Raw genomic sequence first — 24,666 nt, 5'->3', positions numbered from 1 at the left:
GTCTTAAAAATTTCTGTTTTCAATTACCCAATTTTCTATATATTCTACAATGCTTGCCATGGGTGTTCCTGGTGGGAAAAGTTCTCCTACACCTATATCTTGTAGCTTTTTCATGTCTCCTTCGGGAATAATTCCTCCGCCAGTTAACAAAACATCTGTTAATTGTTTTTCTTTCATAATAGCAACAATTTTAGGGAAAACTGTCATGTGTGCACCTGAAAGAATAGAAATTCCAATAGCATCAACATCTTCTTGCAATGCCGTATTTACTACCATTTCTGGCGTTTGACGCAAACCTGTGTAAATTACTTCCATACCTGCATCTCGTAGCGAGGTTGCGATTACTTTTGCCCCACGATCATGTCCATCTAAACCCACTTTTGCCACTAAAACTCTAATCGGTCTGTTCAATGTTTTGCTCATTTCTGGTTTTTTTGGTTTGCTTCGATTTTAGTTGGTTTGTTGTTTAAAGGGGTTAATCGTTAATCGATCCAATAAACTAACCAACAAAATACAGTGTAAATGTAAATAAATTAGCTGTTTTATTAATCAACCCATTAAAAACAACCTTAAAATACCCTTAATCTTCTTAACTTTGGCGTCTATAATTTATAATTTTTATGAGTGAAGAAAAATCATTGAACTTTATTGAAGAGCTAATAGAGAATGATTTAAGTAGTGGAAAAACGAAAACTTTGGTTACACGTTTTCCGCCAGAGCCTAACGGATACTTACATATTGGCCATGCAAAAGCCATATGCCTTAATTTTGGATTAACCCAAAAATATGGTGGTTATACCAATTTGCGTTTTGATGATACTAATCCGGTTACGGAGAAAACAGAATATGTAAATAGCCAGCAAGAGGATATTCATTGGTTGGGGTTTGAGTGGAAAAACGAATTATATGCGTCAGATTACTTTGATCAATTACATGGTTTTGCAGTAAAACTGATTGAAAAAGGCTTGGCTTATGTAGATCATAGTACAGCTGAAGAAATTGCAGAACAAAAGGGATCACCAATAGAACCAGGTAAAGAAAATGCCTATAGAAATCGCAGTATAGCGGAAAATTTAGCTTTGTTTGCTAGCATGAAAAGTGGCGAACTGGAAGATGGTGCTTGTACATTACGTGCTAAAATTGATTTAGCTAGTTCTAATATGTTGATGCGTGATCCTATTATTTATCGTATTAAACATGCTCACCATCATAGAACTGGCGATGCTTGGTGCATTTATCCAATGTATGATTTTGCACATGGACAAAGTGATAGTATTGAAAATATCACACACTCTATTTGTACGTTAGAATATGTGTCACATCGCGAATTGTACGATTGGTTTATCGAAAAACTAGAAATTTTTCCATCTAAACAATATGAATTTGCCCGTTTAAATCTTACTTACACGGTAATGAGTAAACGCAAATTAATGCAATTGGTAAATGACAATTTAGTTAGTGGATGGGATGATCCTCGTATGCCTACTATTAGTGGTTTGCGCCGAAGGGGTTATACACCTGAAAGCATTAAAGAATTTTGTGAGCGTATCGGCATTGCCAAAAGAGAAAACTTAATTGAATTAGGTTTATTAGAGTTCTGTATTCGCGAAGATTTGAATAAAAGAGCTACTCGCGTAATGGCTGTTTTGGATCCGATTAAGTTAGTAATTACCAATTATCCAGCAGGGAAAGAAGAAACTTTAATTGGTGAAAATAACCCAGAGGCTGAAGACAAAGGCGGAACACGTGAAATTCCTTTTAGTAATGAATTGTGGATTGAGCGTGAAGATTTTATGGAAGAGCCTGCTAAAAAATGGTTCAGATTAGCTCCTGGTGCAACCGTAAGATTAAAACATGCTTACATTGTTAAATGCGAAGATTTTAAAAAAGATGAAAACGGAAATGTAATCGAAATTCATTGTTCATATATTCCAGAATCGAAAAGCGGTGAAGATACAAGCGGTATAAACGTAAAAGGAACAATTCATTGGGTGAGTGCAAAACATGCCCAAACTGCAGAAGTTCGTTTATATGATCGCTTATTTACTGTGGAATCTCCAGATAGTGAAGAAGGTGATTTTAAAGATTATTTAAATCCAGAAAGCATGGAAGTGATTAAGCAAGCGTACATTGAACCTTATTTGGCAACTGCCGAACAAGGTGTAGGTTATCAGTTTATTCGTAAAGGTTATTTCTGTTTAGATAAAGATTCGAAACCTGGTCAATTAGTTTTTAATAGAACGGTTTCATTAAAAGAAGCTTGGAAGCCTAAAGCATAATTAGGTTAAAATAGTAAGCCGCAGATGCGCAGATTTAAAATAATCTATGCATCTGCGGCTTTTTTATTAATAGGATTTCCTACATATATTTCTTATACAAATTGTATAAAATCAATTTGTCTGGTTCTGTTAATTTTGGTGTAATATCTGTACCCACAAAATGACGTTTAAATGCGGTTATTGCAGCAGGTAAATTTCTTACATCATATCCAATAATTCTTAGTGCAATTGTTGTATCAAAATCTGCTGGTGGCAATTGCAAAACATCATCGTACCACAATCCAAATCCTTTTTTAGCGAGTGTTTTCCATGGAAAATTATTGGGATCTGGTTTACGTGTTGGCGCAATATCTGCATGGCCAATAAAATTAGCTGTTGGAATACTATACTTCTTTTTTAATGTTGCTAATAACGAACAAAGGCTATTAATTTGAGCATCTGTCCAAGGATCTGTAGTGCCATTATTATCTAACTCTATTCCAATAGAAGAAGAATTTAAATCAGTATCGTTTCCCCAACGCCCAACACCTGCATGTTGTGCTCTTAAATAATCATTTACCATGTGGTATACTTTTCCATCTCTACCAACCACATAGTGTGCACTAACAGCAGTTCTAGCAATGGTAAACGTTTTTAACGTTTGTGCAGTAGAATCTTGCGCAGTATGGTGTATAATTACAAAATTAGGTTTGCGAATACCCATATTTACAGTACCCACAAAATATTGTTCATTATTTAACGAATCAATAGTTTGACCTTCTGGTGGAGTTGCCTTAATTATTTTAGAAAAGCCTTTTGCCATATTTTTGTATACCTTATCTGTAGCGGCATATTTACTCGTGCTACAATTGGTTAACAACAATACGCAGGAAATTAGTACAGCGCTTTTTAATGTAATTTTGTTTACTAACATGATTTATGATTAGGGATAATACGTTGAGCATGCAATATATTAAAATTATACATGCTTATATTTTTTGCTAATTTAGTGCATTGAAACAAAATGAAAAACAATTTCTTAACCAAATGAAAAACATTAATAAAATAGGAACTTTATTTATCGGAGTTTCAATTACAGCTTGCTTAATTGCATGTAGTAATTCTGATCAAACTACTGATAAAAAAGACAACTCAACTAAAGATTCTCTACAAGAATATGTAGCACAACGTTTACCAATTTACGAGAAAGTAAGATTAACTACCAACCTTAATCAGCTTACTGTAAGCGAGCGAAAGGTTTTGCCTTTATTAATAGAAGCTGCTAAAATAATGGATGATTTATTTTGGAAACAAGTATATCCACAGCGTGACAGCCTTAAAAATTCTATTAAAGACGAAAAAACTAAACAGTTTATAGATATTAATTATGGTCCATGGGATAGGTTAAATGGCGATAAACCATTTGTAACTGGTATTGGTCCAAAATCAGAAACTGGAACTTTTTATCCTGCTGGTATGACCAAAGAAGCCTTAGAAAAATCTGATGTAAAAGATAAATATGGATTATACTCTGTTATTAGAACGGAGAAAGGGAAATTGATTTCTGTTCCATATCATGTTTTATATGCTACCGAATTACAAAAAGCAAGTAGTTTATTAAAACAAGCGGCTTTGCTGGCAGATGATGCGGGCTTAAAAAAATACTTAAATCTTAGAGCTGATGCTTTGGTTACCGATGATTATTCTGCAAGTGATTACGCTTGGTTAGACATGAAAACCAACGGTTTAGACATTATAATTGGCCCGATAGAAAATTACGAGGATAAACTATTTAATGCTCGTGCATCTTTCGAATCGTACGTTTTAGTGAAGGATAAAGTTTGGAGCAAGCGTTTAGCCAAATACGTATCGATGTTGCCTGAATTACAAAAAGGGTTGCCTGTTGACGGAAAGTATAAAAAAGAAGTTCCTGGAACGGATTCGGAGTTAAATGCATACGATGTAGTTTATTATGCTGGCGATTGTAATGCAGGATCGAAAACTATTGCCGTAAACTTACCTAATGATGAAGCAATTCAACAGAAAAAAGGAACACGTCGTTCGCAGTTGAAAAATGCAATGCAGGCTAAGTTTGATAAAATATTAGTGCCAATATCGAAAGAGTTAATTGACAAAGATCAACAGCAATACATTAAGTTTGATGCGTTTTTTGCTAATGTGATGTTTCATGAAGTTGCCCATGGTTTAGGTATCAAAAATACAATTTCAGGTAAGGGAACAGTCCGTTCTGCTTTAAAAGAGCAATATTCTTGGTTAGAAGAAGGTAAAGCCGATATCCTAGGTTTATATATGGTTACTGGCCTACTTAAAAAAGGTGAATTAACTGGCGACATTAAAGATTACTATACTACATTTATGGCTGGTTTATTAAGATCTGTACGTTTTGGCGCATCAGAAGCGCATGGGAAAGCAAACATGCAATGTTTCAACTTCTTTAAAGAAAAAGGAGCTTTTGAAAGAACTACAAATGGAACTTATAAAGTAGACTTTGATAAGTTTGCAGTTGCAATGAACGAATTAAGTCGTTTCATTATTGAATTGCAAGGTAATGGAAATAAAGCTGCGGTAGAAAAAGCTCAAAAAGAAAAAGGAATTATACAACCAGAGCTTCAAAAAGATTTAGATCGTTTAAGTAAAAAGGGTATTCCAGTTGATATTGTTTTTGAACAAGGTGTTGACGTTTTAGGAATGAAATAATTTAGTATCCTTCTGTAAAAGAGCTCATTTAAACTAATTAAATGAGCTCTTTTGTTTTTAAAAACTTCTGACAAGAAAAAAAGAATAAATTTTCTGTAACCTTTTTTAGGTTCGTCTCGTCTATACGATACAAACTAACAGAAAGGCTTTCGGTCTTTTGAACTAAACTTAAAATTTTGGAAATGAAAAAAATTGCGTGCGAACGCTGTGAAATTTTTATGCCCTATTTTTTAAACCAAACAAACACAAAATGAAAACTATTTACTTATTACTATTTGTATTATTAACAGGAAACATCGCCTCCGCTAACACAAAGCAAGGAACCATAAGTGGCGTTGTTGTAGACGAACAAAGCAGGCCAATTGATTTTGTAACAATTGGTCTTTTTAAATCGTCCGATTCATCTTTAGTTAAAACCGCTTTAACTACTGCAGATGGAAAATTTGAATTTGCAAACATCAATACTGGTTCTTATTTCGTGAAAGCGAATATGATGGGTTATGATATCTTCAAAGGAAAACCGTTTCAATTAACTGAAAGCAACTTAATTTTAAGCTTAGAAGAAATTCGATTAAAGTCGAATAGTAAAACGCTAAACGCAGTAAGTATAACTGCAATTAAGCCACTTATAGAACGTAAAACTGATAAGTTGGTAATGAATGTAGAAAATAGCAGCGTTGCTATTGGCTCATCTGCGCTGGAAGTTTTGCAAAAAGCACCAGGTGTAACAGTGGACCAGAATGATAATATTTCTATGCAAGGAAAACAAGGCGTGTTAATTTTATTAGATGGAAAACAAACTTACATGAGCAATGCTGATGTTGCCAATCTATTGAGAAACATGCAAAGCTCTGAACTTGAAACGATCGAGTTAATTACAAATCCATCTTCAAAATACCCTGCATCTGGTAATTCTGGAATTATCAATATCAAAACAAAAAAGAGCAAAAATGGTGGTACTAATGGAAGCGTTTCATTAACCGCAGCTCAAGGCAAAAATTTTAGGGGAAATGCAGGTCTAACTCTAAACCATCGTTCTAAAAAACTAAATGTATTTGGAAACTATAACTACGGCAATTTTAGAAATAACAATCTATTAGAAATTAACCGCATTTCTAATGGTAGTCCAAAAACCTATTTTATGCAAGTAGGCGAAAATTATAGAAAACGTGAAAACAATAACTTTAAAGCTGGGTTAGATTATTTTATCGACAAAAAAAACACGATCGGTTTTTTAGTTAATGGCTACCTAAACTCTGGTAAAGAGACTACTGATAATAAAACCTTGATTGGAAAATCTTATACAGAAACAGATTCTCTACTTAATACCACTTCGCAAACACGTGATAAGTATAACAACATCGCTTACAATTTAAATTATAAATCCATTTTAGACACTGCTGGTTCAGAAATTTCTGCTGATTTAGATTATTCGCGTTATAATGGAAAGGACATTGCAGACTACTACAATGATTATCTTTTTGCGAATGGAAGTAAAATTAGACCATTAAGTGTAATCAGAAATACTACACCAACTCAAATTGATATTAAAGCATTTAAAGTAGATTACAATGTATCATTGAGCAAAACTATAAAATTAGAAGCTGGTGTAAAAAGTAGCTGGGTTAAAACAGACAACGATTTAAGAGCTGAAGAATTGGTGAATAATGTTTGGCAAAACGATGTAAGAAGAAGTAATCAGTTTGTTTACGATGAAAATGTAAATGCTATATACACAAATCTTAATAAGCAGTTTAAAAATACTAGCGTACAGTTTGGATTAAGAGTAGAACAGACAAATTCTACAGGTAATCTAATCACCAACAATGAAGTGGTTAAAAGGAGTTACTGGGATTTTTTTCCAACCTTCTTTTTGCAACAAACTTTATCTAAGGATAATCAAATTGGATTTTCTTACAGTCGTAGAATTGACAGACCAAGTTATGATGCCTTAAACCCATTTGTTTATTATTTAGATGAATATACTTACAATAAAGGAAATCCTTTCTTAAATCCTCAATACACGAACAATTTTGAAGTTTCCTACACCTTTAAACAGAAATATTTATTGTCTGTTAATTATAGTAGAGTAAATGATGTAATTACACAGGTTTTATTACCAGATGAATCTAAAAAGGCATTATATCAAACCAACGCAAACCTTGCTAAAAACGTAAGCTATGGTGCAAATTTAAACGTACCAATTAAACCATTCAAATGGTGGGATATGAATAATAATTTCAATGTTTTTCACTTAAGTTTTGAGTCACCTAGTTTAGCAGGCCAAAAATTAAAAACTGGTAAAACATCTTTTCAATATAAAATGCAAAATAATTTTATCATCATACCAGGATTAACTGCAGAATTAAGTGGAAATTACGAATCACCAATAGATTATGGAACACTTAGCATAGGTAATAGATATTATGTAGATATGGGATTAAGTAAATCTTTATTGAACAAAAAAGCTAGTTTAAAACTTGCACTTAGTGATGTATTTAATACCAATGAGCAAAATATTACAAGTGCTTATCCGGGTTTAACATATGATTTATACCAAAAGAACGATACCCAAATTGGAAGAATCAGTTTCACTTATCGCTTTGGTAAAAATGAAATTAAACCAGCACGTCGTCGTTCTACAGGAACAGAAGATGAGCAAGGTAGAATGAAGAATTAATCAATATATAAATGAACTAAATGCCTTATGTAGTTTAAACTATGTAAGGCATTTTACTTTCCGATATACGTGTGTACAATTTCTTCTAGCGCTTGAATGTCGAACGGTTTCGGTAAAAAACTATCAGCACCTGCTTTTTCTGCTAAAGAACTTACATCGTTATTTGCCGAAAAATAAATTACTGGAATATGTTTCAAATCTTCATGACTTTTTAATTCCTGGGTTGCTTCAATTCCACCTACATCTGGCAGCCAATTATCCATGAAAATCAAATCGGGCATATATGCTGATACCTGATCAACGATATGATTAGAGGTAGCAGAGGTTTTAATTTCATAACCTGCATCTTCTAAAATTAATGTGCATAATTCTAAAATATCTTCATTATCATCAAAAATAAATACCTTTTTATTCATATTCTTTTAGCCTTTACCTAATAAATTTATATAATTTGCCATTTCTTCTATTTTTAAAACCCTATCTATTTTGGCCTTTAAAATTGCTTGTGCAGGCATGTAATTTACTTGTGCAGTCAGCGGATCTTGAACCGCAGTTTCTCCACCATAACTTTCTACAGCAATTAACCCATTTACTCCATCAGAGTTAGAGCCAGAAAGCAACAAACACACTAGCTTATCTCCATACACTTCTGCCGCCGACTGAAAACTTACATCAATTGATGGTCTTGAATAATTTACTTTTTCCGAATAATCTAGTGAAAAAGTTAAATCCTTTTCTATCAATAAGTGATAATCTGAGGGTGCAATATAAATGGTTGCTGGCAAGATACTTTCTTTTTCTTCAATTTCTTTAACTATTAGTGCTGTTTTGGTCGATAAAAGCTCTGATAACAATGAATCGGTTCCTTGTTTACGATGTACTACAATGATTATTGGAAAAGGAATGTTGATATCAATTTTTGGCAATACCTTAATCAGCACATCTAAACTTCCGGCGGAGCCGCCAATAACCAAAGCATTACAGTTTTTCATCGCTTAATTTCCTCCAAATTTTTTCAGTTTCTAATCTTTTATAGCTTTTACTAATTGGCGAAAAATCGGTTGTTTCTTTTGTTCCTAATGCTAAATAACCTAACTTTTCTAAACTGTTATCAAAAAGTTGTAAAACTTTATGCTGTAGATCTCTATCAAAATAAATTAGCACATTACGGCATAATATTAATTGAAATTCGTTAAAAGAATGATCAGAAACTAAGTTATGAGTAGAAAAAATCATTTTAGCTTTTAACTCATGATCAAATTTGGCTAAAGAATAATTTGCGCTATAATATGATGAAAAATCTTTTGTTCCTCCAGATGCAATGTAATTTTCTGAATATTGCTTCATTTGACTAAGTGGAAACAAACCTTGTGCTGCTTTTTCTAATACTATCGGATTTATGTCTGTAGCATAAATTAGCGATTTATTCAGCAAATTCAATTCTTTAAGCAATATTGCCATTGAATATACTTCCTCTCCAGTTGAGCAACCAGCGAGCCAAATTCTAATAAATGGATAAGTGCTTAGATTTGGAAAGACTTTTTCTCTTAGTGCTTTGTAAAACCCAGGATCACGAAACATTTCTGTAACGTTTACTGTAATTTGTTCTACAAAACGTTTAAAATAAGTACTATCATTTCCAATCTTATATCTAAATTCTGCAAAGCTAACTTGTTTATCTAAACCAAACAAGCGAAGCACTCTCCTTTTAAAAGACGCTCTTGAATATCCCGTAAAATCATATCCATATTGCTCTAAAACATCAGTAATTAATGTTTCTATTTGCTCGTCATTTATAGAAGATGTGTTTGGCACTAGATATAATTTTTTAGTTGAAGAACCAATTCATCAACATTAACTGGTTTAGAAATATAGCCTACGGCACCCGCATTTATGCACCGCTCTTTATCGCCCACCATGGCTTGTGCAGTAACTGCAATTACAGGCACTGATTTCATTTCAGGATCTTTTTTCATTTCAGCCATTGCTTGATATCCATCCATGTCTGGCATCATCATATCCATCAAAACAACTGCTATGTCTTTATCACTGGCAAGGATATCAAATCCTTGCTGAGCACTGCTCGCAGAAAGACATGTAAATTTTTTAGCTTTTAAAACTGCTTTTAGTGCAAATATATTCCTACTATCGTCGTCAATTATTAATACTTTTTTTGTCTTAACTTCCATAAATTATAAAACAATAATTTAAACCCTATCGTACAACCAAACCCTTAATAAAGAAACTAATTGATCAATATCAACAGGCTTAGAGATATAATCAGATGCTCCCGCAGCAATGCATTTCTCTCTATCTCCCATCATTGCTTTTGCAGTAACAGCTAAAATGGGTAATTGTTTGTAAGCAGGCATTGTTCTTATCTCTTTAGTAGTTTGATAACCGTCCAATTCAGGCATCATCATATCCATTAACACTACATCTACTTTAGGGTTTTCACTTAAAACTCTTAAGGCCTCTTTTCCATCTACAGCAGGCAACACTTTCATTTTATGTTGTTCTAAAGCTTTGGTTAAAGAGAAAATATTACGTACATCATCATCAGCAATTAATACAACTTTATCTTTAAGTACCTCGTTTAGTCCGCCCAAATTGGTTCTCATAGCAGGGCTCCGTTTTTCCTTTTCTTCTACCAAATGCAAAAATAAACCAGCTTCATCTAAAATACGTTGATAAGAATGAGCCGTTTTTAAAACTATGGAATCTGCATATTGCTTAATTCGACTTTCTTCTCCTTTAGATAAATTTTTACCAGTAAAAACTATAATTGGAAGATTTTCTAATCCTTCGCTTTTCTTAATCGTTTCTAAAGTTTCATATGCGTTTTTATCCGGAACTCCCATATCTAAAATCACACATTCGATTTCCTTTTTTTGAAGCGCTTCAATACTTTCTTTTACATTTTTCGACACTATATTTTGAATATTAGAAGTGCCTAAAAAGTAACTTAAAGCCTTAGCATGTTGTTCATTTTCTTCAACAATTAATACTTTTTTAGGATATCTACTTAATGCATCTTCCAGTTTTTCGAAAATCTGTTTCATGTGCTCTAATGCTACAGGTTTATCAATAAAATCTACCGCCCCTTTTAACAAACTTTCCTTTTTAACAGAAAGTGAAGACATGATATGAACCGGAATAGGTCGTGTATTAGGGTTTGATTTTAGCTCTTCCATCACTTGCCAGCCATCTTTTACTGGCAGTTGAATATCTAATAAAATAGCCAACGGATTATACTCATTAGCTAATTCTATTCCGACATCTCCACGGACTGCAACTATGCCTTTATAGTTTCTTTTTCGTGTAAAATCAAGTAAGGTTTTAGCAAAAATAGTATCATCTTCAATAATTAAAATTACCTTATCAGACGGTTCAATATTCGTTCTATCATCCTCCACATCACCAGGAATATGCTCTACCGTAAATCGTTCTTCTGTAACAGTCTCTGTATAGCTAGGTGTATTATGTGTTTCAAAATTGATTACCTGTTCTCCTAAAACTCCGTTCTTATACTGTGTTGGGACAACTAATGTAAACTCGCTACCTATATTTTCTTCACTTTCCAATTGAATATCCCCACCCAATAGTTTAGCTAATTCTCTACTAATAGATAACCCCAAACCGGTTCCGCCAAATTTACGACGAGTAGATCCATCTGCTTGCTGGAAAGCTTCAAAAACCATATTCATTTTATTTTTAGCAATGCCGATACCCGAATCTTTAACTTTAAAAATTAGAGCGTTTCGACTTGTATCAGATGATAATGATAGGCTTACTTTTCCTTCTGAAGTGAATTTAAATGCATTTGATAACAGGTTTTTTAAGATTTGCTCTAATCTCATTTTATCTGTACTCATATATGTTGGTACATTTTTGTCCACCACAACTTCAAATTCTATGCGTTTTTCTTTAGCAATTGGGTTAAACAAAGAGTGCATATCAGTTGTCACTTCTGCTAGTTTAACTTCTTCAATTTCTAAGCTCATTTTACCAGCTTCTATTTTTGAAAGATCTAAAATTTCATCAATTAAATTAAGTAAACCTTGACCAGAACTTTGAATTACAGATGCATATTCTGTATATTCTGTATCTAATTCTTCATTATCTGCCATTAATTTAGACAACAATAAAATTGAGTTTAAAGGAGTTCTCAATTCATGCGACATGTTAGCTAGAAACTCTGATTTATAGCGTGTACTTTGCTCTAATTGTTCTGCTTTTTGCTGAATATCAATATTTCGCTCTTGAATAAGTTGATTTTTTTCTTCGAGCAAACTAGTCCTTTCTTCTAACTCTTGATTACTTTGTAAAAGTTCTTCTTGTTGTACACGAAGTTCTTCTTCAGAAGCTTGAATTTTTTGTGTTTGAGCTTCAAGTTCAGCATTTAAAGCCTCAAGTTCACTGTGTTGTGCCTGTAGTTCTTCTGCCTGAGCTTGTGTTTCTTCTAAAAACTCTTGTAATTTTTTTCTGTTTTGTGCAACATGAATAGCGATACCAATATTGCCAGCAATTGCATTTAAAAAGTCTATTTTTCTTGGCGTGTAAGGAATTAATGTTGCTAATTCAATTACACCCACCATAATTCCATCCCTATGCAATGGAAACGCCACTACATTTTTTGGTTTTGTTTGTCCGGTAGCATAACTAATGGTTGTTTCTTCGTCTGGAATTTTATCTAATAAAATTAGTTTCTCAGATTTTAAACATTGTCCAATTAATCCTTCCCCAATTGCTATTTTATTGCTTTTGTCGTTTGCAGATAATGCATATCCACCAGTTAAGTATAAATTTTTATCTTCTTCTAAAATGTAAAGTGCTGCTACTTGACTTTTTGTGTGTTCCACAATGTGAGATAACATGTCACTTGCCAATGTTTTAAGGTCTTTTTCACCAACCATTTGGTCGTTTAGTTTGGCTACCCCAGATTGTAACCATTCTTTATCTTCCAATAAACCAAATGAATATTGTAGCGATTCTGCCATTGCATTTAGCGATCCAACCAAACTACCTAATCCATCTTTTGCAACTTCATCTAATCTAATTTTATAATCGCCATTTGAAATTTGTTTGGCAATATCTTGAATCGCTTGTATTCTCTTTGCCGTTTCATCGTTTATATCTTGTAATTTTTGTTGCAGTCTTGTGCGATCATCAAAATCAGAAGCAACTTTTCTATAAAAGAAAATGGTAATAAGTAGAGAAAGAACTGAGGCTAAAATGATTAATAATGGAGTATAGCCAGATAATGTGTTCATCTCTGTTGTACGATTGGCTAATAACCTTCTCTCTTCATCTTGCATCTCTTTTATAATTAGCCGCAACTTATCCATGTACACTTTTCCGTCTAATAAGTAGGCTTGAGACACAATGCCATTATTCTCCTTAATAGCAACCGTTTTTTGAAGAATTCCTAGTCTTGTATCTAGTATTTCTTTTATTTCATCTAATTTGCGTTGCTGAAAAGGGTTATCTTTTGTTTCTGCATTTAATTTATTGTATAAAGCATCTACCTTTTCTTTAGCACCAACATATGGTTCTAAAAAAACTTTGTTACCCGTTAACAGATATCCTCTTTGTCCTGTTTCTGCATCTTTTAATGTAGAAATAATCCTTTCTAGACCGTCCATTACTTGATTACTGTGGCCAACCAAATCGGCAGATCTAATTAAATTTCTGATACTTACGTAAGATGCGAGTGAGCTTAAGATCAATATGATCAATGATAAACCAAGTCCTAAGCGAAGGTTAGTTTTTAGAGATAATTTCATTTAAAGAGTAGTTTTTTAATCATTAAACTTCAGTTCTTAAATTAGTAGGCATTATAAAATAGAATTCTGAACCTTCATTATAGGTGCTATTTACACCAATACGCCCTCCATGTCTTTTAATAATTTCTGCAGAGATATATAAGCCAATTCCCAAACCTTGAAAGCGTTGAGAGGTTTCTTCTACACGATAAAATTTATCAAATACATGATTCAATTGTTCTGGCAGCATTCCAATTCCGTAATCTTTTACAGCCACATAAAGTTCATCGTTTTCTACATTTACAGTAAGTTGAATTTCATTAGTTCCTGGTGAATATTTTATTGCATTTGTTAAAAAATTCACAATTACTTGTTCAATACGCATTTCATCGCCGTAAATTTCACAATTCACCGAACCTTTTTTATGTATTTTAAACTCAGGATTGGATTGAGTCATTACTTCTATTACATTGTCTAAAAGACCATCAATGGAGAAGTTTTGTTTGTTGAATTTAAGTTTTCCACTTTCAATTTTAGAAATATCAAGTAAATCAGCTATTAAACTATTCAGTTTTTCTAGTTGCGATTGAGCTTTATTTAAATGTTTTTTAACAGTATCAGTATCCCCTTTATTTACACTTCTTTCTAACAACTGCACATAGCCTTTAACGCTAGTTAATGGTGTCTTTAATTCGTGACTAGCAATACTGATAAATTCGTCTTTTTTCCGCTCTGCTTCTTTACGAAATTCAATCTCTTCGAGCAGTGTTTTTTGCATTTCATTTAGCTTTCTATTCTGCTCATAAATGCGATAAAAAGTTTTTACTTTGAGTAGTAAAATATTCATATCAACAGGTTTAGTAATATAATCTAAACCTCCAGACGAATATCCTTTTGCTATGAATTTAAACTCTGTATTTGCTGCAGATAAAAATATGATGGCAGTTTCTTTAGCTTTACTATAACCAGAAATTGCCTCTGCTACTTCAAAGCCATCCATACCTGGCATTTGAACATCAAGAATAATTAATACGTAAGAGTTTTTGAGAACTTTTTTTAAAGCCTCTTCTCCGGATGAGGCTGTATCTACTTCAAAATCATGCTTTTCAAAAACCTTTTTTAAAGAAATTAGGTTTTCTGGTGTATCATCTACAATAAGAATCATTCATTAAATAATTAAAACTTGGCATTTAAATATAGATGATTTTTACCGCATAAAATCACTATAAGAAATGAAAACAAAAATTTTATATTATTGTTTGAGGAAATTTAAAAAAGTTAAAAATAATAAACAGTCTTACAGCTTTGAGGAGTTAAAAGTATCGCCTTGTTTAATGTCTCCTGTTTCAAAACCTTTTTTAAACCAGTATACTCTTTGAGCTGAAGTACCATGGGTAAAAGCATCAGGAACTACTTCGCCTTGTGTTTGTTTTTGTAATTTATCATCACCTATTGCGTTAGCAGCATTTAAAGCCTCTTCGATATCTCCTTCATCAAGTTTAAAATCTTTAAGGTTTTGTGCATGATGTGCCCAAAGACCAGCATAAAAATCAGCTTGTAATTCTAGTTTTACTGATAATTTATTGTATTCAACTTCACTCAATCTACCACGAGCTTCTTCCATCTTAGCTGAAATCCCTAATAAATTTTGCACATGGTGACCAACTTCATGAGCGATTACATAGGCTTGTGCAAAATCACCAGCAGCGCCAAAGCGATTTTTTAACTCATCATAAAAAGATAAATCGATATAAACTTTATGATCTCCTGGGCAATAAAATGGCCCAACCGAAGAGCTTGCATTACCACAAGCAGATTGTACACCATCTCTAAATAATCTTAAAACTGGTTGCTCGTATGGTGCGCCCAAAGCATTGAATTGCTCTTCCCAAACCTGCTCAGTTGATTCGAGAATACCAGCAACAAATTTCCCCTGCGCATCAGTTGGCGTTCCCCTCTTAACTTCTCCTTGTTCAGTTGCCGGCATCTGACTAACTAAGCCTGTTAAGTCTTTGCCAAACAATAGTCCAACAATAACGACAATAATTCCAACACCGCCACCTAAGGCTACACGGCCACCGCCACCACTTCTTCCGTCTTCAACATTTTGACTACCTTTTCCGAACCACTGCATAGATTTTGATTTAATTTTTAAATTTGGGGCAATTCTTATACCAATTTAAAAAATATCCTTCTAGTTGAAAGCTGCAATGCCCTTTTCTATTCTTCTTTGTGTTTCAGCTTTACCTAATAAAGTAGCGATATCAAAAACGCCAGGCCCAAATTTACCACCTACTAGCATAATGCGGAATGGAAGCATTAATTCTCCAGGTTTAAATCCTTTGGCTTCTGCGAGTGCTTTAAATTCTTCTTCCGATTGTAAAGCAGTTGAATCATCTTGTATGTTTTGACTAAATTCTTGAAAAAATGCAGCTTTTTCAGGACTCCATTTTGGCTTAACCGCAGCTAAATCATATTCAACTGGTGAAGAAAAAAAGTAGACACTTTGATCCACAAAATCACCTAATAAATTACAGCGATCTTTAACTAAGTCAATTACTTTTAATAGTAAACTTTCATTTTTTACTTCAATACCTTTTTCGGTTAATAAACTATGAACCTTAACCTGCAAATTGCTAGCTGTTGACAGTTTTATCCACTCGTGATTGTACCATTTTGCTTTCTCGAAATCGAACTTTGCACCAGCTTTGCTAATGCGCTCTATTGAGAATAAATCAATCAGTTCTGTTAATGAAAATATTTCTTTATCAGTCCCATCATTCCAACCCAACATCGCCAAAAGATTAATAAAAGCTTCAGGCATAAAACCTAATTCTTTAAATCCTTTAGTCACATCTCCAGTTTTTGGATCTGTCCAATTCATGGCATATACTGGGAAACCCAAACGATCTCCGTCACGCTTACTTAATTTTCCATTTCCATCTGGCTTTAAAATCAATGGTAAATGTGCCCATTTTGGCATTTCATTTTCCCAGCCTAAATATTTCCATAATAAAATATGAATCGGTGCAGATGGCAACCATTCTTCTCCTCTAAAAGCATGACTAATTTCCATCGCTTTATCATCTACAACAACTGCTAAATGATAGGTTGGCATACCGTCTGCTTTTAGCAAAACTTTATCGTCTACTAAATTCGTATCAAAACTTACCAGCCCTCTAATCATATCCACAAAAGAAACAGTTTCGTTTTCTGGAATTTTGATTCGTACTACGTAAGGTGTGTTTTCGGCTATTAATTTAGCCACTTCATTCGGTGCTAATGTTAAAGAATTACGCATTTCCATGCGGCTTTTTTGTCCGTACAAAAAGTTAGGCTGATCATTTCTTTTGGCCGTTAACTCCTCAGGGGTATCGAAAGCATAATAGGCATATCCATCCGCAATTAATTGCTCAGCATATTGCTTATAACTTGCTTTACGTTCGCTTTGACGATAAGGTCCAAAAGCACCTGGTTTTTGTGGGCTTTCATCTGGTGTTAGTCCACACCAATTTAAGCAGTCTACAATATACTCTTCTGCTCCAGCAACAAAACGAGTTTGATCTGTATCTTCTACACGTAAAACGAAAGTTCCGTTGTGTTTTTTAGCAAATAAATAGTTAAATAATGCGGTACGAACGCCGCCTAAGTGTAAGCCCCCAGTTGGACTTGGAGCAAATCTTACTCTAATTTTCTTTTCCATTACGGTACAAAGATAAGATTTCAATGGAAGATGTGAGATGGAAAACAGAAAATGGTCAGTAAACTCAGATTGAGTCTTGTTATGATATATTTTCCATCTTACATTTTACATTTTTTTGTAATTTGCCATCACCCTTATGAATCCATATCAGAAAAAGCGTCGTTGGAAGATATTTTTACTTGTTTTTGCTATCGTTATTGGTGGTGCATCCGTTTTTTATTCTGATTTCTTTGTAAAAAAAATGGAACGCGAAGAGGCCGCTCAATTTCAACTTCGTGTGAAAGTATTAGAACAGCAGATGAAGATGTATGATAACGAGCAATTAACTGGTGTTTTCGATCTAATTAAGAAAAACAATAAAATGGCCGTTATCATCACTGAGGAAAATGGCTCAATTTATTTGTACGACGGATTAGACAGTACAAAAACATTGTACGATAGTGATACTACAAAACAATACGACTCCTTATATTATGTAAGGCAATTGGCCAAAATGAAAGAGCAGCATTTACCTGCCAGAATGGTTGGCAGTGAGGGGGAGCCTTTAATTGCCTACTACAAAGATTCATTTATTTTAACCCAATTACGCTATTTTCCATACATACAACTTGGCGTAGTAGCCTTATTTGTTTTAGCGGCCTATGTAGCTTTTAGTCAGGCCCGAAAAGCAGAACAAGATCAAGTTTGGGTAGGGATGGCCAAAGAAACAGCACACCAATTAGGCACGCCAATTTCATCATTAATGGCTTGGGTAGAGCTTATAAAATCCAGGTTCGATGCGGAAGATGATCCGTTAGTTGCAGAAATGGAAAACGATATTCATCGATTAGAAATTATTACCGATCGTTTTTCTAAAATTGGTTCTAAACCAATACTTGAGGATCACATTGTGTATGTGGTTATTCAAAATTTTGTAGATTATTTTAAAGTCCGGACCTCTGACAAAATCAATTTTATTATAACAGGAGATAGTCAAGTTAGAGCTTTATTAAGTGTTCCATTATTTGATTGGGTGATTGAAAATTTATTGAAGAATGCCGCAAATGCGATAGAAAATGAAGGAACAATTACCATCAATATTATAGAAAACCTAGCCAAAGAAGAAGTATTTATCGACGTTAGTGATACTGGAAGAGGTATTCCTCGTTCTAAGTTTGATACAGTTTTTCAACCAGGTTATACCACTCGTAAACGTGGTTGGGGATTAGGGTTATCCTTAACCAAAAGGATAATAGAAAACTACCATAAAGGACAAATATTTGTAAAAGACTCTGAATTAGGCAAAGGCACAACTTTTAGAATTATATTAAAAAGCAGTATTACATATGAACCGACCACAAACACAGGAGTACCCAGAATGGGGTAACACCTACATTCGCCTTGTTGAAGGTGATGTAATTGAAATACTAACTAAACAAGCTACAGAATTTGCAGAGTTCATTAATAGTTTAGTCGAAAAAGCAGATTATGCTTATGCTCCTGGTAAATGGACAATTAAAGAATTAATAGGTCATATTGTAGATACTGAACGCATTTTAGTGTTTAGATTATTAAGTTTTGCTAGAGGCGAAAAAGTGGCATTGCCGGGTTTTGAAGAAGATGATTATGTAGCTGCTGCACATTTCCAAGATCGTAGTTTATTTAGTTTTGCTGAAGAATTCACGTTGCTAAGAAAAGCCAATTTATATCTCATTAATTCTTTAAATGAGGATGAACTGAACGTTATTGGAAATGCAAACGGAAAGCAAATGAGTGTAAGATCTTTAGTTTACATCCTTGCTGGTCACATTATTCATCATACAAATGTGATTAAAGAGCGTTATTTATGATTTGGTTTCAGGAATTTACTCCAGCAATGCTGAATGATAGACCAAAAAATCATATTGGTGCAGTATTAGGGATTGAGTTTACAGAAGTTGGTGAAGACTATGTAGCTGCAACCATGCCAGTTGACGAAAGAACACATCAACCTGCAGGAATTTTACATGGTGGTGCATCAGTAGTTTTAGCTGAAACCTTAGGAAGTATCGCATCCTATATGTGCATCAATCCAGATAAATATATTGCTGTTGGTTTAGAAGTAAATGCCAATCATATTCGTCCAGTAAGTTCTGGATTGGTTAAAGGCATTTGTAAACCCTTACACCTTGGTGGAAAAACGCAAGTTTGGGAAATAAAAATGTACAACGATAAAGGGAAGATGAATTGTGTAAGCCGATTAACCGTTGCCATTTTACCGAAGCCTTTATAAAAGCTTAAGTCATAGAATCAAAAAAAGTCCATAAGCTATCGCCTATAGACTTTCTTTATCAACTTTCTAACTAGCTATGTTTATCTAACCAGTTCTTCTCAACAATATAAGAAGAGATTAAACCAAGGCCTCCAAATATGCCTAAGCAACCGAAGTAAATCGCTACAGATTGTCCTTCTTCAGCATCAGTCATATTGCCGCCAAATACACCTCTTACCGTAAATAAGGCAATTAAAAGGCCAATCCCTAAACCAACTAATAGTAAGCCGAATTTTAAACTTAAAAATGGTTGTGGTGTAGATTTACGAACGCCAGGATCTATGCCTCGTTCAATCATTGCCATTTTTTCTTTGTTGTTAAAATATCTTATTCCGAATATCATTGCAAATGTGCAGATGAAAAATGTGATAGGTACTAATATTCCTTCCATGATCTTATTTTTTTAATGTTAATATTTCTTTTCGTTTATGAACCGTGTTCTGAATACTATGACTACATCAAAAAAATTTAGGTTACACCCGTCAGATAAAAAAGATAAAAGAACAAACATGAGATCTGTTAACTGTTTAAATCGGTTAATTAATTTGACATGCGACCTTGATCATCATACCAATTAAGTTCGGAATGATCTTGTTAGCCCGTTCGTCTTTTCGAGCGTAGCCGAGAAATCTGTGGATTATATTATACATCTACCAATACTAGCAATGACGATTACATATACCCTAGTTAATTTAAATAATAGAATTAAGATTACTAATAACTAAATACTTCTAAATTAGTGTAACCTAGCTTTAAAACCCTGCGTCTTAGTGATAATCTTATGCAGCAAAAAGAAACAGATCTAGATTTAATTACAGCAGTGCTGAACGGCAATACCGCACAATATGCGGTGTTAGTTAAACACCATCAGCGCTTTGTATTTACGCTAGCGTTACGTTTCGCAAAAAATAGGGAAGATGCAGAAGAGGTTGCACAAGATGTTTTTGTTAAAGCATATAGAGCATTAGGAACGTTTAAGCAAACTTCTAAATTTTCTACTTGGCTATATACCATAACGTATACCACAGCGATGACTTTTTTACGCAAAAAGAGATTGGATACTCAATCTATTAATGATGATGAAAACGTTTTACAAATTGCAAATAATGGTACTCATTTTGATGCCAATATAGTAGAAAAGAAATCGAGTTATGCGTACTTAAACCAAGCAATTGATATGCTTTTACCAGACGATGCTGCAATTATTACTTTGTTTTATAAAGGCGAGCAAAGTTTAGAAGAAATTGGTGAAGCTTTAAGCATGGAACCAAATACAGTTAAGGTAAAATTACACAGAGCAAGACAACGTTTAAAAGAGAAATTACAGTATTTGTTAAAGGATGAAGTAAAGGAATTGATATGAACACAATAGAAGAACAACTTTGGAACTACATTGACGGTAATTGTACTGCCGAAGAAAAAATTGAAATTGAAACTAAAATAGCGGTCAATATTCAATATCATAGCACGTATCAAGAGTTATTGGCTGTTCATAACGAGCTGAACAAACTTGATTTTGAAGAACCATCTATGTCTTTTACGCGAAATGTTATGGACAAAGTGAATTTAGAATTAAAGCCTGTGGCCTTAAAAACGAAAATAGACAATCGTATTATCTATAGCATTGGTACATTCTTCGCTTTATCTATCATAGGTCTATTTATGTACGCTGTAGCTAAAAGCAATGCGACTTTCGAGTTCAAAATGCCAACACTAAATTTTGATGTATCGAAACATATTAATGCAACAACCATTCAAATTTTCTTATTGGTGGATGTAGCCTTAGGATTACTTTACTTAGATGGTTTTTTGAGGAAAAGAAAAGATTTAGCACAAAAAAAGGGAGATTAATTCTCCCTTTTTTATTTATAATGAATTATTTCTTGAAATGTATAGGTAAAGCAACTTGGGTAAAATCCCATGCTATAACCAAATTAACGCCATCCTCTAAATCTGTAAAAGTCATAGAAAGCGCTTCAATAGGTTTTTCTATTTTAGTTACTGGAACATCAACTCTTACTAAATCTTTGGTTTCATCATAATTAAGCCCCCATCGGCTAGTTTGTTTATTTACAATGATTGTCCATTTATCTTTGCTTGGAATAGCGAACAAACTATAAGTGCCAGCTTTAATTTTCTTATCTCCGATAGTTACTTTTCTATCGAAGTAAATTTCTGTGCTTTCATTTGCACCTAATCGCCATACTTTATCAAATTGTTCTAAAACACCAAAAATCTCTCTCCCTTTTCTTTGTGGACGAGAATACAAAACCTTGATGATAGGCATTGATGTATCTTCCTTTTTTACTTTTGTCGCATTTAGCGGATAATAAAGTGCATCCAATGGACTAGCGTCCAAACTCGGAAATTTAATTGCAGCCGGTGTTTTTTGTGCGTGTACTGCAAAATTAAATAATGCCAAAACAAGGCACATGCCTAATTTCTTCATATCAATAAAAATTAAAGGAATAGTTAAAGATCTAGTATTCGCGACCTTTTACAATTTTATTTAAAAATACTCCTGCGAAGATTAACCCTAAAATACCGCCTAAAATTACCCAACCAAAACTAGTTGTTACTGATAAAATTGATGCCATACCTGTTAAAAGGCCAATTACGTACCAAACCCACTCAAAGCTATTTTTATTGTCTTCTGTATTCATCTTTATATATAATTTGTGCCAAAGGTAAATATTTATTTTAAAAAGTTTAACGCATTTAATGCTCCACTTTTAATAATTCATTGATTTTGACCAGCTCATACCCCGAATTTTTGAGGTACTTGATTAATTCTGGCAATCGATCATAAAATTTATCCTTTCGCCTTGGATCTGTTCCGATATGGAGTAGCAATATAAAACCATTTAATCCATCAGGTTTACTTTTATCATACTCTAGTATCGATTTATAAATTTCCTCACTATTTCTATATGATTTTCCTAATTCTGGATAGGTGTAGTCTGCATTTGACCGAGTGCCCGAAGTAAAATTTATCAATTGTAAATCCATTTGGCTTGTCCAATCTGCAATTTGTTGGTTGTACCATTCATACGGCGGAAGAAAATATTTGGCACTATCCTTTGTTATTCCAAACTTTTCCATTGCACTATAATTCCAAATTAAATCAGTTTTAAATTGAAGTTCAGAAACCAATAAGTTATCTCTTTTAGTCCAGTCATTATATAATAAATGAGCATTAGAGTGTGGCCCTAAATAATTCCCGTTAGTTTTTAACGCTTCAATTAATTTTCTGTTTTTGAGTTTGCCGTAAAATCTCCCTGTTAAAAAGAAAGATGCCTTTACATTTTCATCAACCAATGTTTTATTAATGCTATTTCCACCATCTGCAAACTCATCACCTGTAAATACTAAGGCAATTTTCTTTTCGGTGGTTTTACCTCTAATAATTGCACCTTGCAAACTCTGAAATTCTTTCGGAATAGTTTTCGTTCTACTATCATACGCAGCCAATAAATAAATGAGCGAAGCCGTTCCATCCATTGTTGGTTCATTTGTGCTGTAATCTCCATAATCATCATGATACACTGCCAAATCACTTTGAAAATCAGCATAGGCATCTGGTTTGGTTAATTGAATACCGATTAAATTTTTATAAATACTGGTATAAACTGGTCCATCAACTAAACCACCATCTATCGGATAATTTTTTAAATGGGTAAACGCCGAGTGTGGATCCGTTGGCGTGTCTTCCCAACTTGGCAAACCATACACCATACTTGTTCCCCAAGGATTACACCCAAAAAGCCAATCGAAATTTGCCTGCTCTAACTCAGTAAAACTATCGTCACCGGTTAATTGCTTATACCACATGCACTGTTGTGCAAAAGCAACCGTTAAATTATTGCTACACCAAATAAATGGAACCCCACGATAAAAAGCATTTTTTTGTGCTCTTTCCCACACTTGTTCAATGCCTTGTTTATAATAGCTGGCCACCTTTTTTTTATATTGTTGGGAGTTCTTTGCCAATTCGTAATGTCCAATATTTACAAAAGGATAATACTGATAATGATTTGCGGTATCCTTAGTTAGCCAAGGCGTAATGGTTTCTTGCTTTGCGTAATCAAATGCAATGCTTTCATTTTTTCTCCACGATTTTTCTTCTACTAATGGCATCGATGCATACGCCAATTCCATATCATCTACCCAATTATCTTCTGCATAAATGTAAGGTGATTTCACAGAAACGGTTTGTGTTACCCCCTTTTTGATATTCGCATACGCCAATGCACTCATTGCTTTTTGTCTCAATTGTTGAGCATATGTTTCGTCCGTGGACGCGAAAATTTTAGAGCCCAATGCAAAAGCGCTAGTAAACTTTGCAGCGGTAGAACTCGTACCTTTTGTATTATTCATAAACTTACCACGTTGTTGTGGCTCGCCATCTATGTAATACAGTGGTCGCTCAAAACCTTTCCCATACTGACTATCTTCTTTCGGAATTCTCATATTAATATGATCTCGATCATCCGCTAGCTGATTGAACATAATGTTGTCTTTTGGATGCATTTTTACCAACCAATCCAAACCCCATTTTGCTTCATCCAGCACATCGGCCATTCCGTTTTTGCCATCCAAACCATTGGCTTGTTTCGTATCGGCAAATGCCTGAGGAAAATCTCGATATGCCATTAATAAATGATAAGTAGCATTGGCTGATGTAGTGGAATACTGCAAATAATCGCTTGCATCATGCCATCCGCCAGATGCGTCCATATGGGTGCTGTCTTTTATGCCAGCTTTTGCGCCGTACAATACATAACCGTCGTGAGTATGGCAGCTATCTCTTAAATAAGGATTGAATCCGCTTCGTTGTTGACGCATGTAACGCAGGGCAAAGTCTGCCGTATGGCGATACACTTCATCGTTAATGATAATTTCTGGAGATTTAATTTCAGCAATGCGGATGAAATATTTACCTGGTGTTTTAAAATCAGAAAAGTTTAGTCTTGCTGTTGCGGTAAACGGGCCATAAGCACCAAATGATTTAATAGCGGTTGACGTATAGACTACTTTTCCATTTTGATCAATCAACTCAAATTTATCTGGGACTTGATTTGCCTTGGTTGCCCAAATAGCAACCTTAGTGGCTTTTGGTTGATAGCCTAATAGATTAATTCTTACCCAACTGTTAGTTGAATTGAATTCTGGTTTTGAAATAAAAGAGGTTAAGGTGAGGATTAGCAAAAAGGCTTTAAGTAAGGATAATTTTTTCATCGACTTGTATATAT

At 33.9% G+C, this 24,666-nt stretch carries 22 protein-coding genes; 8 read left to right on the top strand and 14 right to left on the bottom strand.

The genetic code is table 11. The annotated features are described in order from the left end of the window. Window positions 1-3 precede the first annotated feature (3 nt). Window positions 4-423 carry a cobalamin B12-binding domain-containing protein gene (locus ACHMWN_RS05380; RefSeq protein ID WP_397298349.1) on the bottom strand — a complete coding sequence of 140 codons (420 nt, stop codon included), beginning with the start codon at window positions 421-423 and terminating at the stop codon, window positions 4-6. A 197-nt stretch (window positions 424-620) separates the two neighbouring features. Here ACHMWN_RS05380 and ACHMWN_RS05375 point away from each other — a divergent pair, with 197 nt between their 5' ends. Beyond that, window positions 621-2,279 (top strand): glutamine--tRNA ligase/YqeY domain fusion protein, encoded by a 1,659-nt coding sequence (locus ACHMWN_RS05375; protein ID WP_397298347.1) that lies wholly within the window; start codon window positions 621-623, stop codon window positions 2,277-2,279. A gap of 79 nt (window positions 2,280-2,358) precedes the next feature. Here ACHMWN_RS05375 and ACHMWN_RS05370 read toward each other — a convergent pair whose 3' ends face one another. Then, window positions 2,359-3,192 (bottom strand): N-acetylmuramoyl-L-alanine amidase, encoded by an 834-nt coding sequence (locus ACHMWN_RS05370; RefSeq protein WP_397298346.1) that lies wholly within the window; start codon window positions 3,190-3,192, stop codon window positions 2,359-2,361. A 113-nt stretch (window positions 3,193-3,305) separates the two neighbouring features. Here ACHMWN_RS05370 and ACHMWN_RS05365 point away from each other — a divergent pair, with 113 nt between their 5' ends. Next, window positions 3,306-4,976 carry a Zn-dependent hydrolase gene (locus ACHMWN_RS05365; RefSeq protein WP_397298345.1) on the top strand — a complete coding sequence of 557 codons (1,671 nt, stop codon included), beginning with the start codon at window positions 3,306-3,308 and terminating at the stop codon, window positions 4,974-4,976. Between the two features lie 250 nt (window positions 4,977-5,226). Beyond that, complete coding sequence (locus ACHMWN_RS05360) at window positions 5,227-7,656, top strand: TonB-dependent receptor domain-containing protein (RefSeq protein WP_397298344.1); 2,430 nt, start codon at window positions 5,227-5,229, stop codon at window positions 7,654-7,656. A gap of 53 nt (window positions 7,657-7,709) precedes the next feature. On the opposite strand, the gene ACHMWN_RS05355 is transcribed toward ACHMWN_RS05360, so the two are convergent. The 8 genes from ACHMWN_RS05355 to gltX form a co-directional block, all read right to left on the bottom strand. Beyond that, window positions 7,710-8,072, bottom strand: coding sequence for a response regulator (locus ACHMWN_RS05355; protein ID WP_397298342.1), 363 nt, complete (start codon window positions 8,070-8,072; stop codon window positions 7,710-7,712). A gap of 6 nt (window positions 8,073-8,078) precedes the next feature. Continuing rightward, window positions 8,079-8,648, bottom strand: coding sequence for a chemotaxis protein CheB (locus ACHMWN_RS05350; protein ID WP_397298340.1), 570 nt, complete (start codon window positions 8,646-8,648; stop codon window positions 8,079-8,081). Continuing rightward, a complete protein-coding gene (locus ACHMWN_RS05345) occupies window positions 8,635-9,471 on the bottom strand; it encodes a CheR family methyltransferase (RefSeq protein ID WP_397298338.1) in 837 nt (278 codons plus the stop codon). Before ACHMWN_RS05345 ends, ACHMWN_RS05350 begins: the two co-directional genes overlap by 14 nt. Continuing rightward, window positions 9,471-9,845 carry a two-component system response regulator gene (locus ACHMWN_RS05340; RefSeq protein WP_397298336.1) on the bottom strand — a complete coding sequence of 125 codons (375 nt, stop codon included), beginning with the start codon at window positions 9,843-9,845 and terminating at the stop codon, window positions 9,471-9,473. The genes ACHMWN_RS05345 and ACHMWN_RS05340 overlap by 1 nt, the downstream gene beginning before the upstream one ends. 18 nt (window positions 9,846-9,863) lie before the next feature. Next, window positions 9,864-13,442 (bottom strand): response regulator, encoded by a 3,579-nt coding sequence (locus tag ACHMWN_RS05335; RefSeq protein ID WP_397298334.1) that lies wholly within the window; start codon window positions 13,440-13,442, stop codon window positions 9,864-9,866. A 22-nt stretch (window positions 13,443-13,464) separates the two neighbouring features. Then, window positions 13,465-14,586, bottom strand: a complete 1,122-nt coding sequence (locus tag ACHMWN_RS05330; protein WP_397298332.1) for an ATP-binding protein — start codon at window positions 14,584-14,586, stop codon at window positions 13,465-13,467. A 132-nt stretch (window positions 14,587-14,718) separates the two neighbouring features. After that, a complete protein-coding gene (locus ACHMWN_RS05325) occupies window positions 14,719-15,555 on the bottom strand; it encodes a neutral zinc metallopeptidase (RefSeq protein ID WP_397298330.1) in 837 nt (278 codons plus the stop codon). Window positions 15,556-15,615: 60 nt separating this feature from the next. Further along, window positions 15,616-17,124 carry a glutamate--tRNA ligase gene (gene gltX, locus ACHMWN_RS05320; RefSeq protein ID WP_397298329.1) on the bottom strand — a complete coding sequence of 503 codons (1,509 nt, stop codon included), beginning with the start codon at window positions 17,122-17,124 and terminating at the stop codon, window positions 15,616-15,618. 136 nt (window positions 17,125-17,260) lie between these two features. On the opposite strand from gltX, the gene ACHMWN_RS05315 reads away from it, so the two are divergent. From ACHMWN_RS05315 to ACHMWN_RS05305, 3 genes are read left to right on the top strand one after another with little or no spacing between them, the layout of a single operon-like run. Beyond that, window positions 17,261-18,490: a sensor histidine kinase gene (locus ACHMWN_RS05315; RefSeq protein WP_397298327.1), complete on the top strand. Its 1,230-nt coding sequence runs from the start codon at window positions 17,261-17,263 to the stop codon at window positions 18,488-18,490. Next, window positions 18,450-18,953 (top strand): DinB family protein, encoded by a 504-nt coding sequence (locus ACHMWN_RS05310; protein ID WP_397298325.1) that lies wholly within the window; start codon window positions 18,450-18,452, stop codon window positions 18,951-18,953. The genes ACHMWN_RS05315 and ACHMWN_RS05310 overlap by 41 nt, the downstream gene beginning before the upstream one ends. After that, a complete protein-coding gene (locus tag ACHMWN_RS05305; RefSeq protein ID WP_397298324.1) occupies window positions 18,950-19,375 on the top strand; it encodes a hotdog fold thioesterase in 426 nt (141 codons plus the stop codon). Before ACHMWN_RS05310 ends, ACHMWN_RS05305 begins: the two co-directional genes overlap by 4 nt. A 70-nt stretch (window positions 19,376-19,445) precedes the next feature. On the opposite strand, the gene ACHMWN_RS05300 is transcribed toward ACHMWN_RS05305, so the two are convergent. Next, complete coding sequence (locus ACHMWN_RS05300) at window positions 19,446-19,805, bottom strand: DUF6249 domain-containing protein (RefSeq protein WP_397298323.1); 360 nt, start codon at window positions 19,803-19,805, stop codon at window positions 19,446-19,448. Between the two features lie 390 nt (window positions 19,806-20,195). Here ACHMWN_RS05300 and ACHMWN_RS05295 point away from each other — a divergent pair, with 390 nt between their 5' ends. Next, on the top strand, window positions 20,196-20,777 hold the full coding sequence (locus ACHMWN_RS05295) for an RNA polymerase sigma factor (protein WP_397298321.1): 582 nt from the start codon (window positions 20,196-20,198) through the stop codon (window positions 20,775-20,777). After that, entirely contained in the window at window positions 20,774-21,265 is a 492-nt protein-coding gene (locus ACHMWN_RS05290; protein ID WP_397298320.1) for a hypothetical protein, read from the top strand. The genes ACHMWN_RS05295 and ACHMWN_RS05290 overlap by 4 nt, the downstream gene beginning before the upstream one ends. A gap of 25 nt (window positions 21,266-21,290) precedes the next feature. Here ACHMWN_RS05290 and ACHMWN_RS05285 read toward each other — a convergent pair whose 3' ends face one another. The 3 genes from ACHMWN_RS05285 to ACHMWN_RS05275 are packed head-to-tail and all read right to left on the bottom strand — an operon-like array spanning window position 21,291 to window position 24,652. Next, window positions 21,291-21,863 carry a DUF2911 domain-containing protein gene (locus tag ACHMWN_RS05285; protein WP_397298319.1) on the bottom strand — a complete coding sequence of 191 codons (573 nt, stop codon included), beginning with the start codon at window positions 21,861-21,863 and terminating at the stop codon, window positions 21,291-21,293. A gap of 31 nt (window positions 21,864-21,894) precedes the next feature. Further along, a complete protein-coding gene (locus tag ACHMWN_RS05280; protein WP_397298317.1) occupies window positions 21,895-22,077 on the bottom strand; it encodes a hypothetical protein in 183 nt (60 codons plus the stop codon). A 55-nt stretch (window positions 22,078-22,132) separates the two neighbouring features. After that, window positions 22,133-24,652, bottom strand: coding sequence for a glycoside hydrolase family 9 protein (locus tag ACHMWN_RS05275; RefSeq protein ID WP_397298315.1), 2,520 nt, complete (start codon window positions 24,650-24,652; stop codon window positions 22,133-22,135). Window positions 24,653-24,666: the final 14 nt, after the last annotated feature.

The organism is Pedobacter sp. UC225_61 (genome assembly GCF_044452285.1).
Classification (GTDB): domain Bacteria; phylum Bacteroidota; class Bacteroidia; order Sphingobacteriales; family Sphingobacteriaceae; genus Pedobacter.
Note: the sequence above shows the minus strand (reverse complement) of the source record. Positions and strands in the feature narration are given on the sequence as shown.

What these genes read in the sequence shown, in the direction of transcription:
- ACHMWN_RS05380 (WP_397298349.1), bottom strand. Translation starts at nt 423, where the DNA reads ATGAGCAAAACATTGAACAGACCGATTAGAGTTTTAGTGGCAAAAGTG.
- ACHMWN_RS05375 (WP_397298347.1), top strand. Translation starts at nt 621, where the DNA reads ATGAGTGAAGAAAAATCATTGAACTTTATTGAAGAGCTAATAGAGAAT.
- ACHMWN_RS05370 (WP_397298346.1), bottom strand. Translation starts at nt 3,192, where the DNA reads ATGTTAGTAAACAAAATTACATTAAAAAGCGCTGTACTAATTTCCTGC.
- ACHMWN_RS05365 (WP_397298345.1), top strand. Translation starts at nt 3,306, where the DNA reads ATGAAAAACATTAATAAAATAGGAACTTTATTTATCGGAGTTTCAATT.
- ACHMWN_RS05360 (WP_397298344.1), top strand. Translation starts at nt 5,227, where the DNA reads ATGAAAACTATTTACTTATTACTATTTGTATTATTAACAGGAAACATC.
- ACHMWN_RS05355 (WP_397298342.1), bottom strand. Translation starts at nt 8,072, where the DNA reads ATGAATAAAAAGGTATTTATTTTTGATGATAATGAAGATATTTTAGAA.
- ACHMWN_RS05350 (WP_397298340.1), bottom strand. Translation starts at nt 8,648, where the DNA reads ATGAAAAACTGTAATGCTTTGGTTATTGGCGGCTCCGCCGGAAGTTTA.
- ACHMWN_RS05340 (WP_397298336.1), bottom strand. Translation starts at nt 9,845, where the DNA reads ATGGAAGTTAAGACAAAAAAAGTATTAATAATTGACGACGATAGTAGG.
- ACHMWN_RS05335 (WP_397298334.1), bottom strand. Translation starts at nt 13,442, where the DNA reads ATGAAATTATCTCTAAAAACTAACCTTCGCTTAGGACTTGGTTTATCA.
- ACHMWN_RS05330 (WP_397298332.1), bottom strand. Translation starts at nt 14,586, where the DNA reads ATGATTCTTATTGTAGATGATACACCAGAAAACCTAATTTCTTTAAAA.
- ACHMWN_RS05325 (WP_397298330.1), bottom strand. Translation starts at nt 15,555, where the DNA reads ATGCAGTGGTTCGGAAAAGGTAGTCAAAATGTTGAAGACGGAAGAAGT.
- gltX (WP_397298329.1), bottom strand. Translation starts at nt 17,124, where the DNA reads ATGGAAAAGAAAATTAGAGTAAGATTTGCTCCAAGTCCAACTGGGGGC.
- ACHMWN_RS05315 (WP_397298327.1), top strand. Translation starts at nt 17,261, where the DNA reads ATGAATCCATATCAGAAAAAGCGTCGTTGGAAGATATTTTTACTTGTT.
- ACHMWN_RS05310 (WP_397298325.1), top strand. Translation starts at nt 18,450, where the DNA reads ATGAACCGACCACAAACACAGGAGTACCCAGAATGGGGTAACACCTAC.
- ACHMWN_RS05305 (WP_397298324.1), top strand. Translation starts at nt 18,950, where the DNA reads ATGATTTGGTTTCAGGAATTTACTCCAGCAATGCTGAATGATAGACCA.
- ACHMWN_RS05300 (WP_397298323.1), bottom strand. Translation starts at nt 19,805, where the DNA reads ATGGAAGGAATATTAGTACCTATCACATTTTTCATCTGCACATTTGCA.
- ACHMWN_RS05295 (WP_397298321.1), top strand. Translation starts at nt 20,196, where the DNA reads ATGCAGCAAAAAGAAACAGATCTAGATTTAATTACAGCAGTGCTGAAC.
- ACHMWN_RS05290 (WP_397298320.1), top strand. Translation starts at nt 20,774, where the DNA reads ATGAACACAATAGAAGAACAACTTTGGAACTACATTGACGGTAATTGT.
- ACHMWN_RS05285 (WP_397298319.1), bottom strand. Translation starts at nt 21,863, where the DNA reads ATGAAGAAATTAGGCATGTGCCTTGTTTTGGCATTATTTAATTTTGCA.
- ACHMWN_RS05280 (WP_397298317.1), bottom strand. Translation starts at nt 22,077, where the DNA reads ATGAATACAGAAGACAATAAAAATAGCTTTGAGTGGGTTTGGTACGTA.
- ACHMWN_RS05275 (WP_397298315.1), bottom strand. Translation starts at nt 24,652, where the DNA reads ATGAAAAAATTATCCTTACTTAAAGCCTTTTTGCTAATCCTCACCTTA.